Source organism: Alcanivorax sp. 24, assembly GCF_004360225.1.
Taxonomy (GTDB): domain Bacteria; phylum Pseudomonadota; class Gammaproteobacteria; order Pseudomonadales; family Alcanivoracaceae; genus Alloalcanivorax; species Alloalcanivorax xiamenensis.
In genome coordinates this window covers 1-16238 of record NZ_SNUA01000017.1, presented here as the reverse complement: position 1 = coordinate 16238, position 16238 = coordinate 1, and the positions used below count along the sequence as shown (strand labels likewise).

The 16238-nt window shown below is 57.4% G+C and carries 9 protein-coding genes and 1 pseudogene; 7 read left to right on the top strand and 3 right to left on the bottom strand.

Annotated elements, in window-relative coordinates; all coding sequences use genetic code 11:
• Positions 1-26 precede the first annotated feature (26 nt).
• Positions 27-1217: a pyridoxal phosphate-dependent aminotransferase gene (locus E0L37_RS18215; protein WP_133493089.1), complete on the bottom strand. Its 1191-nt coding sequence runs from the start codon at positions 1215-1217 to the stop codon at positions 27-29.
• 272 nt (positions 1218-1489) lie between these two features.
• Between E0L37_RS18215 and uvrB the strand changes: the two genes are divergently transcribed.
• Complete coding sequence (uvrB, locus tag E0L37_RS18210; protein ID WP_133493088.1) at positions 1490-3505, top strand: excinuclease ABC subunit UvrB; 2016 nt, start codon at positions 1490-1492, stop codon at positions 3503-3505.
• A gap of 93 nt (positions 3506-3598) precedes the next feature.
• Here the strand turns inward: uvrB and cysZ are convergent, their stop codons facing one another.
• Positions 3599-4375: a sulfate transporter CysZ gene (gene cysZ, locus E0L37_RS18205; protein ID WP_133493087.1), complete on the bottom strand. Its 777-nt coding sequence runs from the start codon at positions 4373-4375 to the stop codon at positions 3599-3601.
• Positions 4376-4562: 187 nt separating this feature from the next.
• Here cysZ and E0L37_RS18200 point away from each other — a divergent pair, with 187 nt between their 5' ends.
• From E0L37_RS18200 to E0L37_RS18190, 3 genes are read left to right on the top strand one after another with little or no spacing between them, the layout of a single operon-like run.
• Complete coding sequence (locus E0L37_RS18200; protein WP_133493086.1) at positions 4563-4901, top strand: hypothetical protein; 339 nt, start codon at positions 4563-4565, stop codon at positions 4899-4901.
• 34 nt (positions 4902-4935) lie between these two features.
• Complete coding sequence (locus E0L37_RS18195) at positions 4936-12222, top strand: RHS repeat-associated core domain-containing protein (RefSeq protein ID WP_240687500.1); 7287 nt, start codon at positions 4936-4938, stop codon at positions 12220-12222.
• A 12-nt stretch (positions 12223-12234) separates the two neighbouring features.
• Complete coding sequence (locus E0L37_RS18190; RefSeq protein ID WP_133493085.1) at positions 12235-12474, top strand: Imm32 family immunity protein; 240 nt, start codon at positions 12235-12237, stop codon at positions 12472-12474.
• Positions 12475-12630: 156 nt separating this feature from the next.
• Here the strand turns inward: E0L37_RS18190 and E0L37_RS18185 are convergent.
• Positions 12631-13020: pseudogene (locus E0L37_RS18185) on the bottom strand (IS4 family transposase); the annotation flags it as partial.
• A 234-nt stretch (positions 13021-13254) separates the two neighbouring features.
• Here E0L37_RS18185 and E0L37_RS18180 point away from each other — a divergent pair.
• The 3 genes from E0L37_RS18180 to E0L37_RS18170 all read left to right on the top strand — a co-directional run.
• Positions 13255-15009: an RHS repeat-associated core domain-containing protein gene (locus E0L37_RS18180; protein WP_240687499.1), complete on the top strand. Its 1755-nt coding sequence runs from the start codon at positions 13255-13257 to the stop codon at positions 15007-15009.
• A gap of 5 nt (positions 15010-15014) precedes the next feature.
• Positions 15015-15326 carry a hypothetical protein gene (locus E0L37_RS18175; RefSeq protein ID WP_133493084.1) on the top strand — a complete coding sequence of 104 codons (312 nt, stop codon included), beginning with the start codon at positions 15015-15017 and terminating at the stop codon, positions 15324-15326.
• Positions 15327-15550: 224 nt separating this feature from the next.
• Positions 15551-16238: IS4 family transposase (locus tag E0L37_RS18170; RefSeq protein WP_133491545.1), on the top strand; the 688-nt coding region annotated here is incomplete at its 3' end.

Genomic DNA, 16238 nt, shown 5'->3' with positions numbered 1-16238 from the left:
TCAACACCCCCGAGTCCGTTTGTTGCTTATTTGTTCAATGCCTGCTCGATACGGCGCACGGCTTCCTTCAGGGTGTCGAGGCCGACGGCGAAGGACAGGCGCATGCAGCCGGGGGCGCCGAAGGCGGAACCCGGTACCAGGGCGACGCCGGCGGTGTCGAGCAGCTTGGTGGCAAGCTCGGTGCAGCTGGAGACGTCGTCCATCTCGGCGATGGCGCTGGAGAAGTCCGGGAAGGCATAGAAAGTGCCGTCACCGGGGGCGCAGCTCACGCCGGGCAGCTTGTTCAGCGCGTCCACCAGGTAGTCGTGACGCTCCTTGAACGCCTTGACCATGTCCGCCACGCATTGCTGATCGCCGGCCAGGGCCGCTTCGGCGGCGGCCTGGCTGATGGAGGCCGGGTTGGAGGTGCTCTGGCTCTGCACCTTCTTCATGGCGCCAATCAGCTTCTGCGGGCCGGCGGCGTAGCCGATCCGCCAACCGGTCATGGAATAGGCCTTGGAGACGCCGTTCATGACCACGGTGCGGTCGTACAGGTCCGGGCAGGCGTTGACGATGTTCACGAACGGCTGGCCGGTCCACAGGATGTGCTCGTACATGTCGTCGGTGGCGACCACGATGTCCGGGTGCTGCTTGAGCACTTCGCCCAGCGCCGCCAGCTCTTCCTTGGTGTAGGCCATGCCGGACGGGTTGGACGGGCTGTTGATCACGAACAGGCGGGTTTTCGGCGTGATCGCCGCGGCCAGCTGCTCCGGGGTGATCTTGAAGCGGTTTTCCAGTGTGGTTTCCAGGATCACCGGTACGCCACCAGCCACTTTCACCATGTCCGGGTAGCTGACCCAGTAGGGGGCCGGGATGATCGCTTCGTCGCCGTCGTTGAACAGGGCCAGGGCCATGTTGAAGAAGCTCTGCTTGCCGCCGCTGGAGACCAGCACCTGAGCGGGTTCGTAGCTCAGACCGTTCTCACGCTTGAACTTGTCGACGATGGCCTGTTTCAGACCGGGAGTGCCGTCCACCGCGGTGTATTTGGTCTTGCCGGCATGGATCGCCTCAATGGCGGCCTGTTTGATATGATCCGGGGTATCGAAATCCGGCTCACCGGCGCCCAGTCCAATAATGTCCTTGCCCTGAGCACGCAGTTCGGCGGCCTTGGAGGTCACCGCCAGGGTCGGGGAAGGCTTGATACGTTGGACGCGGTCGGAAAGGTTGATATCGGACATGCACTCCTCATCTATCGGATGATGATTGGAACCCGGTTTTGACACGGACCGGGGCACGCAATATTACCGCATCCGGCCCGGATCTCATAGGGTGGCGCCACCATATGGGACCGGTGGGCAGTCCGTGATAGCGTGGCCCGCGGCCGCTCCCACGGCCCCCTGACCAACGGGTCAATCACTACTGACAAAGGCTGTCGGGAGGCGGGCGGATACTGGCTCGCGCCGCTCTTACCCTACAGCAGTACAGCCCCACAGCAGGACAGCGATACACCATGGCAGACACCGCGTTCAAGTTGCACTCGGATTACCAGCCCTCCGGGGATCAGCCCACCGCCATCGCGCAGTTGGTGGAGGGCCTGGAGGATGGGCTCGGTCATCAGACCCTGCTCGGGGTAACCGGGTCGGGCAAGACGTTCACCATGGCCAACGTGATCCAGCAGGTGCAGCGTCCGACCCTGGTGATGGCGCACAACAAGACCCTGGCCGCCCAGCTGTATGGCGAGTTCAAGGCGTTTTTCCCGGAAAACTCAGTGGAGTACTTCGTTTCCTATTACGACTACTACCAGCCGGAAGCCTACGTGCCCAGCTCGGACACCTTTATCGACAAGGATTCCTCGGTGAACGAGCACATCGAGCAGATGCGCCTGTCCGCCACCAAGGCCATTATCGAGCGTCCGGACACCATCATCGTCGCCACGGTATCCGCCATATACGGTCTGGGCGATCCGGCCAGCTACCACGCCATGGTGCTGCATCTGGTGCGTGGTGATCATATCGATCAGCGCGACCTGCTGCGGCGCCTGGCGGAGCTGCAGTACACCCGCAACGAGATGGACTTCCGCCGCGCCACCTACCGGGTGCGCGGCGACGTGATCGACATTTTCCCGGCGGAGGAAGAGAGCTCGGCGGTGCGCCTGGAGCTGTTCGACGACGAGATCGAGGACATCAGTATCTTCGATCCGCTCACTGGCGAGGTGATCAAGCGGGTGGGGCGCGTCACCATTTACCCCAAGAGCCACTATGTGACGCCCCGGGAGACCGTGCTCAAGGCCATCGAGATGATAAAGGAGGAGCTGGCCGATCGCCTCAAGCTGTTGCGGGACAGCAACAAGCTGGTGGAGGCACAACGGCTGGAGCAGCGCACCCGTTTCGATATCGAGATGCTTCAGGAACTGGGCTACTGCAATGGCGTGGAGAACTACTCGCGGCTGTTTTCCGGCCGTCAGCCCGGCGAGGCGCCGCCGACGCTGTTTGATTATCTGCCGTCGGATTCGTTGTTGATCATGGATGAGTCCCATGTCACCGTTCCGCAGCTGGGTGCCATGTACAAAGGCGACCGCTCCCGCAAGGAAACCCTGGTGGAATACGGCTTCCGGCTGCCCTCGGCGCTGGACAACCGGCCCCTCAAGTTCGAGGAATGGGAGCGGCTGGCGCCGCAGATGGTGTTCGTCTCCGCCACGCCGGGCCCCTACGAGGAAAAACACGCCGGCCAGGTGGTGGAGCAGGTGGTGCGGCCCACCGGCCTGGTGGACCCGGCCATCGAGATCCGCCCCGCCGGCAGTCAGGTGGACGACCTGCTGGGCGAGGCCCGGGAATGCATCGCCAAGGGCGAACGGGTACTGGTAACCACGCTGACCAAACGGATGGCGGAAGACCTCACCGAATACCTGAACGAAAACGGCATCAAGGTGCGCTACCTGCACTCCGACATCGACACCGTGGAGCGGGTGGAAATCATCCGCGACCTGCGTCTGGGCAAGTTCGACGTGCTGGTGGGGATCAACCTGTTGCGTGAGGGCCTGGATATGCCGGAAGTGGCGCTGGTCGCCATTCTCGACGCCGACAAGGAAGGCTTCCTGCGTTCCGACCGCTCCCTGATCCAGACCATCGGCCGGGCGGCGCGCAACATCCATGGCCGGGCTATCCTCTACGCCGATCAGGTCACCGGCTCCATGCGCCGCGCCATCGACGAAACCGAGCGCCGCCGGACCAAGCAGATCGAACACAACGAGGCACACGGCATCACCCCGCAAGGATTGACCAAGCAGGTGCGGGACATCATGGATGACGCTTACACCACCGGCGCCGGCCAGCCGGAGCGCAAGCGCACCCGCAAGGTGGCGGACGACCGCGAGAAATATGTGGCCCGCTCACCGGCGGAGGTGGCCAAGGAAATCGATCAGTTGGAAGCGAAGATGATGGAACACGCCAAGAACCTGGAGTTCGAACAGGCCGCCGCTCTGCGCGACCGCATCCACCGCCTGCGGGAAGAAGGCTTCATGCGGTGAGTTCCTTCGCCTGCAAGCAGGCTTCCCACAGCCCGTCTACAGCGCCGCTGTGGGAAGCCTGCTTGCAGGCGAATAGTCGGCCGTGAAGTCTCGCTACCCCACCTCCGGCATCACCTCCGGGCTCAACTCCTTCACCCAGATCAGCGTCCCGGCGATCACCGCCACCGGCATGATGAACAGATTCACCAGCGGCAGCATGGTCAGCCCCATCACCAGCGAGCCGAACGTCAGCACCAGCCAGCGCTTGCGTTTGAGCCGCGCCAGCATCTCCTCGAACGACACCTGACGGTTATCCGCGCCATAGTCAATGTACTGCATGCCCAGCAGCCACCCGGACCACAGGAACCACACCGCCGACGCGAAGACGTTGACCACCGGAATGAAATAAAGCACCACCACCACGAACAGTACCAGTAGCGCCCGCCACAGCCAGTACAGGGTCTTGCGGATTTCCCGTTTGAAGGTCCGCCAGATCATGGCGCCGATGGACTCGTCCGGCATCGGCCGATTGGTGACCTGGATATCCACCTTCTCCGCCAGAAACCCCATGAACGGCGCGGCGATCAGCTGTACGCCCAGGGTGAAGACGCTGGCGAACACCCCCAATAACAGAATCCACACCAGCACCACCGCCGCGTTGGCCAGAAACTGAATCAGCCCGTTGAGGAAGCTCAACCCGCCATCCAGCGCCCAACCCGCGGTCACCGCCGAAATCCAGCCCCCGATCCAGGTCGCGGAAAGCCAGTACAGCACCCCGAACACCAGCACGTTAAAGGCCATCGGCACCAATACATACCAACGCAGGCCCGGGCTGCGCGCCAGACTGAAGGCCTGACTCAAATAGGAAAACGCACGACTGATCTGCTGCACGGTCCACCCTGTCTTCGGCTACGGAAACACCGCGGAGTCTAACGGGGTGGGGCGGTATGCGCCAATTTGTCGTGAAATGACAATTGAAAAATATTGTGGAGAAGTAGTAGTTATTAGTGTCGTGCAAGGAAGCATAACTGCACAGAAACATTGGGGCTAAAATAGCTGACATGGAGATTGTCGACGTATGAACGGGGTGAAGTCATTTCTTGCGTTTCTTTTGATCGCTTTTTGTTTTCAATCCGCTTTTGCTACTCCTCAGTGGTATAGAGGAGAGGTGACCCGAATCTATCAGTATGGCGCTGCTGGGCAATTCGCCATCACTATGGATCCTGTCCTTAATTTCTGCAAATACAACTACGCCTATTTCTCTGGTGAGAAGTTTGAAAATCCAGAGCGCCTGCAGGTCGCGTTATCCATCGTTCTATCCGCTATGCATGGCGGGCGCACGATTGGTATTGTTATTGATCCAGAGGATCTGACGTCTGATGGCCTGTGTTTGGTGCGTAGCCTGGACATACGGTAAGTCTCTCTGACAAGGAAGAAAAAAGGGGTGGGGTATGTTCACGCGCTGCATCGCGGGTTTGTTGCTCTTATGTCTTCGAGGCTCGAATCAAGTAGCAGTTCGAGTCCATCGTAAATGTCTTCGTGTTTTTCTTGTGGTTTTTTTTGCTATTGCGGGCTCCGCAATGGCTGCTCTTCCCTTGAATGAAAACAGATATGACATTTACTACGGTGATATCGACAGCGTGGAACATGGGCTGGATGGGCTTCCTGATATTCTGCTTAAGCCTCGCCAGCAGTATGTCCTGATATCGACCAAGGTTTCGTTTCCCGCCCCCATCGATTCCGGCTACCAACCATTGCTATTTTGTGGAACCAGTAGTGGCAATTTTGTTGCCTGCAGGATGCGTGAGGGGGCTGATTTGCCCGGGTCGCCAAGCAGCGAATTCGAGTTCCTGATCGGAGATCTTGACAATGATGGTGTTCCCGACTTTCTTCTGAAGTCCAATTCTCCCAATGAAAACAGCCTCTTCCTGAGGAATAAGGGGGATGGAACTTTCGAACTGGCGGACCAATTCACCCATATCGGTGATGAACTGGTGTCCGGGGGCGCCGAAGTCGATATAGGGCAAAATCGGGACGCTGATGGTGATGTCATTCAGTTCGACGTTAATAAATACTCTCAGTGGACAGGGGCCGGGTTCTCGGAACCCAAATCGATTGAGCTGAGCACATCTCTGGTTGGTTCCTCCGCTTCCTCCTTCTCCGTTGATCTTGGCCAGGCTGAGTTCAGCCTTCCCATTCAGGTCCCCAAAGGCGGTGCCGGTGTCGACCCCTCGTTCTCGATCCATTACTCCAGCGGGTCCGGTTACGGCCAGGCGGGGATGGGCTTCAGTACTTCCGGTATTTCCGCCATCGAACGCTGCGGCAAGAGTTATGAGCGGGATGGCTTGGTAACCGGTGTTAAGGGGAATAACGAGGATCTACTCTGTCTTGACGGCAATCGCCTGATCCTTGTCTCCGGCAATTATTGGGGCAACGGCTCGATTTATCAGACCGAGGCGGAGTCGGATCGCAAAATCGTCTACAACCAAGGCGGCTTTACCGTCCATGAGAAGAACGGCGATGTCATGTATTACGGCAGCCGGGAGGATACCCGTATCACTGGCCGCTTGTCCGGCAATGCGGTTGGGCGTTGGGTTCTGGATGGCGTGGAAGATCGCTTGGGGTATGGGTATCGGGTAACGTACCAGCCTGGCTCCGCTGGCTATTTCCCTCAGAAGATCGAGTACACGGTCAAGGACGGCCAGGCCGGCAGCGGGGATGCCGAGGTGGAATTCACCTATGAGCCGGATCCCTATGGCTGGAGCACCGCGGTGCTGGGCAAGGTGTATAAAGTCGGGCTTCGTTTGGCCAGTGTGACCTCTCGAAGTCACGGCGCCGTGGCACGCCAATATCATTTCCGCTATGAAACCAGCCCAGCGACCAATCGCTCGCTGTTGGCTCAATTCTTCGAGTGCGATGCCTCGGTTCGTTGTTTTGAACCCATCACTTTGAATTGGAAGAAAGAGCGTCAACCGGATTTTTCCAAGACCACGTACTCCCGCTTCCCGGGAACTCCTTCGACCGATTATGTGTTCGAAGAGGGGTTGCATTATCCAGGCTTTGCCCGCTGGGTGGATATCAATCGGGATAAGTATGACGACTATTGCCGGATATCAGGTACCGGGGCCGGCTATGGCTCCGCCGCCGAAATTATATGTTATCTGAGCGATGGAAACGGGGGCTTTGGGTCACAGATCGAAATTGATGCCGGATTGGTGGGAACACGCCTGCAACAAGATTCGGAGGCTCCGGTGCCTGATTGGGGGCGCCATAACTGGAATGTGGACCCTGCCTGGATCGATATCAACGATGATGGTCTGGTGGACCTTTGTTATTCAACCATTCAGGGTGACAACGATCGTCTGACCTGCCGTTTGAACACCCCGAATCTTCAGAATGCGTTCGAACAGGTTATAACCTTCGATGTCTCCAGGCCTGTTGGTAAGTTCTATGTTGGGCCCCGATCCTGGATGGATTTCAACGGCAATGGCAAGATCGACTACTGCTATACCTATTTGAAAGACAATAAAAAGTACATTCGCTGCTTGGTTCAATCGGTCAACGGATTTACTTTTTCGGAAGCCTTCACCAAGGAAATCACCGATATGGCCGGCTACTGGGCCGATGTCAACGGCGATGGGCTGCCGGATTACTGTATTACCACCAAAACCAAGATTACTTGTCATATCAACAGCCAAGATCAGAATCTGAATGGCGGAACCTGGGCTAAGACGGGTACCCATTTCCAAGCCAGTGAACCCACGAACTGGATTTACAAAGGGAGCTCGACCAAGTACTTCAGCGCACTGTTCACGGACTTTACCGGTAATGGTTTCTCTGATTTCTGTCGTATCTATTGGACCACCAATAACGGCAAGGGAGGTTATCGCGCATCGTGCCTGGAATCCCTGGGTGATGGCTGGGGTAATGAAATTACCTCGCCGTTCCTGCAGGTCACTCCAACAACCACACAAGATTATGAGCGGATGCCGGAAGCCACTCAGTTCATGGACGTCAACCAGGACGGCCGCATGGACTGGTGTGTGGAAAACAGCCTCCCCACCGCCTACACCGATACACATCTGACCTGCTTTATTTCCACCCCAGACGGGTTCGGCGCGTCTTCAGTGAAGTATCGCCTGCCCTATCTTGGATCGAACATCCGGGGCATGCGGGATATTAACCGGGGTTGGGCGGACATCAACGGTGATGGCCACGATTCCTACTGTGCCTTGTACTGGAAGTCCTTGGTCCCCCATAACCGAGGAATGGCCTGCTTCGGCCCTCAGGTGCCGGAGCAAGGAGACCTGCTTACCGGCGTTACCAACGGCTTTGGGTTGGAGTACGGGGTTACCTACAAGGATATTGCCGATCCATCGGTATATGCCTATGGGGGACCGACAGGAAGTCACGGTCAGGTATTTCTGACCAAAGGCATGAACGTGGTTTCGGAGCTGGAGGCTTCCGACAGCATTGGTGGTTACAACACTCAGCAATACTTCTACCGGAACTACGGCTATTACCCCAATGAGTTTGGTGGCGTCGGCTTCGAGATGCTCAGGGTGACCTCGGAGAACGGCAGAAAACGCCATGACATCTGGTTCAATCAGGACGTCCGCAATCAAACCGTCGGTCAGGTGGATCGCTCCGAAACCTATTACAAGGTCGGAGGCGGCTTCCAACTGGTCTCCAGCGAAGAGAACGAATGGCAGACCCAGATTTATCGGGGCCAGGGGTTCCCGCTGCAGTCCGCGTCCAATATATGGAACCGCAACGCCAGTATCTCCCTGCGCTACCGCTCCCTGCTCAAAAGCAGTGTCAGTAAGGAATACGAGCTGGATAGCAGTCTGATTAAGACGGTTACCTCCAATAACACGTACAAGAGCACTGGGGATCTCACCAAGCAGGTGGTGACCACCACGGGGACGGGGCAAACCTTTACCAAGCAGCTGGTCAATCAGTACCTGACCAACAATCTGACCTACTGGATACTCGGCCGTCAGTCCCGTTCCGTGGCCACTTACTCCGGCTCCTATCAGGGGCAGGCGACGCCGACTATTACCCGAACGTCGGCCTGGACCTACTATTCAGCGTCACAGCCCGGTATAGGCGGCATGCTGCAGTCCGAGATCGTGGAGCCGGATCAGCCGTCATTGCGCAAGGAAACCCGCTATACCTATAACGCCTATGGGCTTACGGAAACGCGGGTGGAGAAAGGCGCGGGCGGCGCGGAACGAAGCACGCATTTCACCTATGATCCCACTGGCCGCTTCGTGGTGCAGACCCGCAATACTCTGGGGCACACCTCGAAAGCGACCTATGATCCGGTGCTGGGTGTCAAGCTGACGGAGAGTGACCCGAATAACGTCACCACCCGTTGGGATTACGATTCCCTCGGACGTCCACTGACCGAGTTCAGCGCGGATGGGCAGCGCCGGGAGACCCGCATCAAGGCCTGCATAAGCAATTGCCCGGCCAACGCGGTGTACTACACCGAGAGCTGGCTGGCCGCCCGTAATGGCACGCCGATCAGCGGCCCGACCCGGGAATACACGGATTTGCTTGGCCGTACCATCGAAACCCGGGCCACTGGCTTCGCCGGTGAAACCATCGTGGTGAAGACGGAGTATGATGCCAACGGTGACGTTACCCGCACCTCCGAGCCGCATGAGCAGGGCGGGGCCGTGTACTGGAACCAGGTGGTGTCCCGTGATGTTCTTGGGCGCCCTCTGGTGGAGCGGTCCGCTTCCGGGTTGACGTCCAACCATCAGTACAACGGACTCACCACGCAACAAACGGTGTCCTGGAGCGACCCGGTTGGCGGTAGTCAGACCACCCAGGTGACCACTCACACCAACGACGTTCAGGACCGCTTGCGCCGGGTGGTGGACGCGGCGAATCGGCAACTGGCTTACCAATACGATGCCTCCGGCAATTTGCTCAAGGTGATACTGCCGGACCAGGTGGAACTGGTTAACGCCTACGACGCCCTTGGCCGTAAGATCGGCTCCCAGGACCCGAACATCGGTCAATGGCAGTACGCCTATGACGATTTCGATCAGATTGTGCTGCAACAGAACGGCAGCGGCGCCCGGACCTGCTCGGCCTATGACGAACTTGGGCGGCTGGTCTCCCGGACCGACGATTATCGACCGTCCCTGAGCTGGGCCCAGGCATCACAGGCCGCCGTGAACGGCTGCGCTGGGCAGACCGCGACCCATAGTTGGAGCTATGACACCTCGGCCAAGGGGGTAGGGCGCCTGGCTTTGGTGACCGCCAGCAATGGTTATCGGGAAGAGCCTTTCTACGATGGCATTGGCCGGGTGGTGCAGGTGGACACCCGTTTCGATGGCCGTCAGTTCACCCGTTCAAGCCAGTTCGACAGCAATACCGGCCGCCTTGTACAAGAGACGTTGCCGCACCGAATCAACGGCCCGAGCCTGAGCGTGGAATACCGCTACAACGCTCAGGGTGAACTCCATGAGATCGGCAAGCCCGGTGAGGAAGACTATTACTGGCGGGCCAATGCCAAGACCGTGCGGGGTCAGATCAAGGATGTCTATCAGGGCAACGGCATCATCCGCAAACTGTACGACCATGATTCGGCGTCCGGTTTCCTGACCCAGATCCGCTCCAAGATGATGTTCGACGCCGGCTGGAATATCCAGAACGAGTTCTACGACTTCGATGCCAAAGGGCTGATGCGCAAGCGCACCCAGCAGGCGGTGGGTAACCTGGAGCAAGTGGAGGAAACCTTCGCATACGACGTGGTGGACCGCCTGGTGCAAGCCACGGTGGCCAACATGACCACCCCGGGGAACTCCTTCGAGCAGTCCATCGACTACGACGTCAGCGGCAACATCCTGCAGCGCAACGACGTCGGCCAGTACCAGTATGGCGAAAGCTGCGAAGTGGGCGGTACCCAGCACACACCGGGGCCGCATGCCGTCACCAGCGTTACCGGAACCCGCAACGCCAGCTACTGCTACGACAGTGGCGGCAACATGCTTGCCGGCGGTGGCAAAACCATCTCCTATACCGCTTTCAACAAGCCGGACCAGATTCAGGGCACCAGCGCGACGGTGGACCTGATCTATGGACCGGACCGCTCTATCCTGAAGCAGGTCACCACCACCTCCGGGAAAATCACCAGCAAGATATCTCTGGGCGGGTACGAGTACCTGGATATCCAGAAGAGCGGACAGACCACCATCAAGGAACGTTTCCGTATCACCGGTGACGTGGTGGTGTCCTTCGAAAACGGGGATGCGACCTCACCCACGGAAGAGCACCTGTTCATGGACGGCATGGGCTCCGTGGTGGCCGTGGCCCACGGCCTCGGCGGCGTCACCGAGCGCTACCGCTACGACCCCTGGGGCCGCCCCCGCAAGGACGTGGATTGGACGGCGATCAGCGACACCGCCTGGTTCGGCATGGAACGGGCGGAAAAAGCCACCAGCAAAGGCTACACCGGCCACGAAATGCTCGACGACGTCGGTATCATTCACATGGGCGGCCGCATCTACGACCCCACCATAGACCGCTTCCTCAGCGCCGACCCGGTGATCAAGGGCCTGGACCAGGTGGAAAGCTACAACCGCTACAGCTACGCCCTCAACAACCCCATGAGCATCACCGACCCCAGCGGCTACTCCTGGCTAAGCAAGACCTGGAAGAAGCTGCGGAACTCGATCAAGAAGCGGATGGGGATGGTGGCTTTGGCGTTCATCAATCCCCAACTGGCGTTCAATACCACCGCGTTTAGCAAGGGGGGGAAAGAGCTTGCTCGCTTTGCCGCAAGAAATAAGTATGCAGGGGAAGTCTTCGGCGTTGTAGGTATAGCGGGTTGTTCTTTCTTTTCCGCTGGAGCTGCGACTACCGCCTGTGTCGCGGGGTATCAAGGGTGGGTATCCTCAAGTGTCGCATATGGCAGTGGCGCACCCATTGAGAAGGCCTTGGTGGCCGGCGCCAAATCAGCGGCCTTGGCCTACGCGGACATAAGTGTAGCCGGTGCTATTGGTGCCACAACCGGGAACTGGGCGACTAGCGGAATTGCCCATGGACTACGCGGTGCCGTCTTCGCCCGCCTGCGAGGCGCTGACGTTAAGTCCGGTATCATCGGTGGTATGACCGAAGGGATGATCAGTACCAGAATCAGAGGATGGACCGACGGTGAGCGGGGTTCCGGGACCGTACTGGCGGGGCTGGTCAGTGGTACGGTATCCGAGGCTACGGGTGGCAAGTTCATGGTTGGGGCTGCTACCGGGGCTATGGGGTATTTGTTTAATGAGATGGGAAGTGATGATGTAGGCGCACATGGTGGTGATGGGACGGATATAACTGGTTTTGATAGCTGGAGCTATAACAGTGAGTTAAATTATAACGATGCCTTGCTAGTGGGGATGTCTCTTGCACCTTTGGTTGCTATTGAAGGGGTTGCCGCTTGGATTGGGGGCGGAATCAAATTTTTGTATGGAAGAATTGCTGGGTCTCCTCGGGGGTTAGGATCGAATCCATTCGCTAGAAAAAGCCCTTCTGAGATTGATGCAATGTTACGTGGTAAGGGCTATATACCTAAAGGTCCTTCTCCGCAAACAGGCCAGGGGACATACCTAAACACCAAGAATGGCAGAAGTTATCATATTGATGCGAATCATCCCCCTCCGAAGCCTCCCCATGTGGGGGTTCAGAGACCAAGAGGTAGTCGTAACTTGCCTCCCAGGGATTATCCATTGTAGTGAGGATAAAAGATGTATTTTTCGGTTGAAGTGAAGTCAGCAGATCAGATCTCTGAAGGAAAATCAGAAGTGGAGATATACATAAATAAAGAATCTTTGGAAGATTTGTTGTTGCAATTATCCTTTCTTAAAGAGGCTGGTGATCATGCCCACTTTATGAGTCCGTCATGGGGGGCAGGGGAATTATCTGAAAATCCGTATGTTAAAAAGAATCAGGCTATAAATCATTTAAAAATTACTCTTGTGGATTAAAGTTGGGCTCAAGCGGAAGTGGCGCTGGGGAGGCAGGTCTTGCCATTTGCCTTTTGGGGTTGGAAAGAGTGGGAGAGGGCTTGGGGTCAGAGGACTTGGGGTCAGGTCTTGCCATTTGCCTTTCGCAGAGGACTTGGGGTCAGGTCTGAATGGTACTTACTTAACGCTCGCCTTCTTTCCGCCCGAGGCCGTTTTATTCCATGGGCGTTGCTTCGGTGGATGCCCATGCTGACGTATCCAAGCCTGCGCCTCATGCCGGGGACGGGTTAACAGCGGAAGCGGCTTCGGTCGTCGCTTGACTGCTCTGGGTTCAATACGTCCTGGTCGATTCCCCACACGCTGCTGGCCGATCAGACGAAAGAGTTCCGTTAAATCGTCACTGGTATGGCAAGCGAGCCGTTGTTGGTACCAAGCCTGCCAGCATTGCAGCGCGTGTTTGAAGCTCAGCGTGCGAGGCAATACCTTCGCCAACACGGCGGACGGCACCATCAGAAGCCGCACCAGATTGTAGGCCAGAAGGTACACCCACAGTTCCTTTTCCGCCATCTCCAGCGCAGGGCTTGGGGTCAGGTCTTGCCCTTTGCCTTTCTTGGCTGGAAAGAGTGACCGCGAGGCACCGGGCAAGACCTGACCCCGGTGACGAGAGTGTGATCGTGTTAGGTGACGATGGTGCCCGGCAATACAAGATCTCACCGGGCTTATTACGACCGCTTCGAGATGTGAAGTAAGTCAACTACGTCGCGGAATGAACGCTTACACTGCTACGACAGTGGCGGCAACATGCTTTCCGGCGGCGGCAAGACCATCTCCTACACCGCTTTCAACAAGCCGGACCAGATTCAGGGCACCAGTGCGACGGTGGACCTGATCTATGGACCGAGCCGCTCTATCCTGAAGCAGGTCACCACCACCTCCGAGAAAACCACCAGCAAGATATCTCTGGGCGGGTACGAGTACCTGGATATCCAGAAGAGCGGACAAACCACCATCAAGGAACGCTTCCGTATCACCGGTGACGTGGTGGTGTCCTTCGAAAACGGGGACGCCACCTCACCCACCGAAGAGCACCTGTTCATGGACGGCATGGGCTCCGTGGTGGCCGTGGCCCACGGCCTCGGCGGCGTCACCGAACGCTACCGCTACGACCCCTGGGGCCGGCCCCGCAAGGACGTGGATTGGACGGCGATGAGCGACAGGGCCTGGTTCGGCATGGAACGGGCGGAAAAAGCCACCAGCAAAGGCTACACCGGCCACGAAATGCTCGACGACGTCGGTATCATTCACATGGGCGGCCGCATCTACGACCCCACCATAGGCCGCTTCCTCAGCGCCGACCCGGTGATCAAGGGCCTGGACCAGGTGGAAAGCTACAACCGCTACAGCTACGCCCTCAACAACCCCATGAGCATCACCGACCCCAGCGGCTACTCCTGGCTGAGCAAGACCTGGAAGAAGCTGCGGAACTCGATCAAGAAGCGGATGGGGATTGTACTGGCGGTGTTCAACCCGCAAATGGCCATCGCGGAAGTGACATCCCGCTACGCAGGCAAGGAAATGGCTCGGTTTGCGGCCCGCAACAAGTATGCCGGGGAAGTGTTTGGGATTGTGGGGATGGCTGGGTGCGCAGTAGCGACGGGAGGTGGCGGGGCCGCCGGCTGTCTCAGCGCTTACCAGGCGTGGACGGCGGGGGCGGTGTCTTATGGCAGTGGCGAGTCGATTGAGAAAGCCCTGCTCGCAGGTGCGCGATCCGCTGCGCTGGCCTACGCTGATGCGGGCGTGGTTGGTGCTATCGGAGATTGGCAACTTGGTTGGGCAGGTAGTGGCATTGCCCACGGAGCACGTGGTGCGGCCTTTGCCCGGATGCGAGGCGCTGATGTCAGGTCCGGTGTTATCGGTGGCATGACAGAAGGGATGATCGGCAACAGAATCAAGGGATGGACCGACGGTGAACGGGGTTCCGGAAGCGTACTGGCAGGGCTGGTAAGTGGAGCTGTATCCGAGGCTACGGGTGGCAAGTTCATGGTTGGGGCTGCGACCGGGGCTATGGGGTATTTGTTTAACCAGATGGCGGCTGGGGGTGAAGCCCCGACAGCACCGGGAGGATTTGGAAGTCTTGGGAAGGGATTATCCAATGGAATCAGGCTTATAGCTGCCAGGCTAAATCTCGCGCTGTCGATGGTAGGGCTTCGATCAGACACTCCTCAATCTCAATATATATTTAGAGTTGTTAGTGACCAAGAATTGTCCTTGACTGTTGAGATGCAAGGTCTTGTTCCTGATCCCAATAATTATGGAAAAGGGGTCTGGCTGAATATAGAGGATGCGCGATGGTTTGCTAATGTAAATATTAACCAATCAATTAATAGATCGATAGTGCAAATGCAAATAGGAAAAGAGACGATCGGTTTGGGGCATCCTGTCTCTGATGCAGGGCATGGTTTCATTCACTTTAGGAATGAGGTTCTTCCTGTAGTTAATTCGGATATAATAAGACATGGCGGAGTTAGGGTAAGGGAACGGTATGATGCGAGGTAGTATTTATGGATCTGACATATAGGCTGAGAGTTAGTTTAAATGTTCTTTCAGATGAACGTCTTCCGAAGACATTTTCTGTTGATGCTGGTCATAGGTTTAGGGCTTATTTTAATGGTATTTACCATCCTGCTCAGGTTGATGTCATAGATAAGGCTCTGCATATCGGGGAGTCTGGTGCGGCGGAAATTTCTATTGTATGCATGTCGGAGGAGGAAGGGCAGGTATTTCCTGGTCTTGCAATTGATTTTGTTGGTGGGGTTGACATCGAAGTTGGTTGGGGAGAAGTAATTGCTGTACTGGAAAAGATAGAGGAGTAAAAAACTCTGGGGGCACATGTGAGTGCGGGGCTTGGTGGTGGGGGCTTGGGTCTTGCCATTTGCCTTTTTTGGCTGGAAAGAGTGGCTGCGAGGCACCGGGCAAGACCTGACCCGAATGGCACTTACTTAGTCGATAAGACCTTGATCCAGAAACAAAAAAGCTGATCCAATGGCAGCGTGTTTATCTCGCCAAAGAATCCACACCCCGCCAAGGATCAGCTCCCATGGATGCTAAACAGAATCGATTTCAGCAGCAAGCAATCAAACAGCAGTTGTCCCGCCAAGATGCCATCCGTTTTTTCAATCTACTCACCTCGGCAGAACTCTTTGATGTACTGGAATCCTTATTGCCCGAGCACCGCGAGCGCCTCTTCCCGCCAACGGAAACCTTGGCGATGTTTCTGAGCCAGGTGATGCAAGCGGATCGCTCCTGTCAGCGAGTGGTCAACGAAGCTGCGGTGGCACGCTGGCTGGGAGGGCGCAAGGCGTGCAGTACTTCCACGGGCGGCTATTGCAAAGCTCGGCAGCGTTTACCACTGGAATTGGTCTCATCTCTGGCACGTGCCACAGGCGCGTTGATCAACGAGAAAGTACCTGATGACTGGCTCTGGCAGGGGCGGCCTGTTCGCATCGTTGACGGCACCACAGTGACCCTGCCGGACACGCCCGCCAATCAAGAGGTTTACCCCCAGCAGCGCTCGCAGAAGCCTGGTCTGGGCTTCCCACTGTGTCGTATTGTCGCCGTCACCTGTCTGGCCAGTGGTGCCGTACTGAATGCGGCAATGGGGCCTTACGCGGGTAAAGGCGCCAGCGAACACACCCTGTTCCGTTCGTTGCTGCCTGGCTTCAATGCCGGCGATATCCTCCTGGGGGACGGTCTGTATGGTAGTTATGTGATTCTGGCGGACTGTC

Excerpts from the sequence above, each read along its gene's own strand:
- E0L37_RS18215 (WP_133493089.1), bottom strand. The coding sequence starts at position 1,217 with ATGTCCGATATCAACCTTTCCGACCGCGTCCAACGTATCAAGCCTTCC.
- uvrB (WP_133493088.1), top strand. The coding sequence starts at position 1,490 with ATGGCAGACACCGCGTTCAAGTTGCACTCGGATTACCAGCCCTCCGGG.
- E0L37_RS18200 (WP_133493086.1), top strand. The coding sequence starts at position 4,563 with ATGAACGGGGTGAAGTCATTTCTTGCGTTTCTTTTGATCGCTTTTTGT.
- E0L37_RS18195 (WP_240687500.1), top strand. The coding sequence starts at position 4,936 with ATGTTCACGCGCTGCATCGCGGGTTTGTTGCTCTTATGTCTTCGAGGC.
- E0L37_RS18190 (WP_133493085.1), top strand. The coding sequence starts at position 12,235 with ATGTATTTTTCGGTTGAAGTGAAGTCAGCAGATCAGATCTCTGAAGGA.
- E0L37_RS18180 (WP_240687499.1), top strand. The coding sequence starts at position 13,255 with ATGCTTTCCGGCGGCGGCAAGACCATCTCCTACACCGCTTTCAACAAG.
- E0L37_RS18175 (WP_133493084.1), top strand. The coding sequence starts at position 15,015 with ATGGATCTGACATATAGGCTGAGAGTTAGTTTAAATGTTCTTTCAGAT.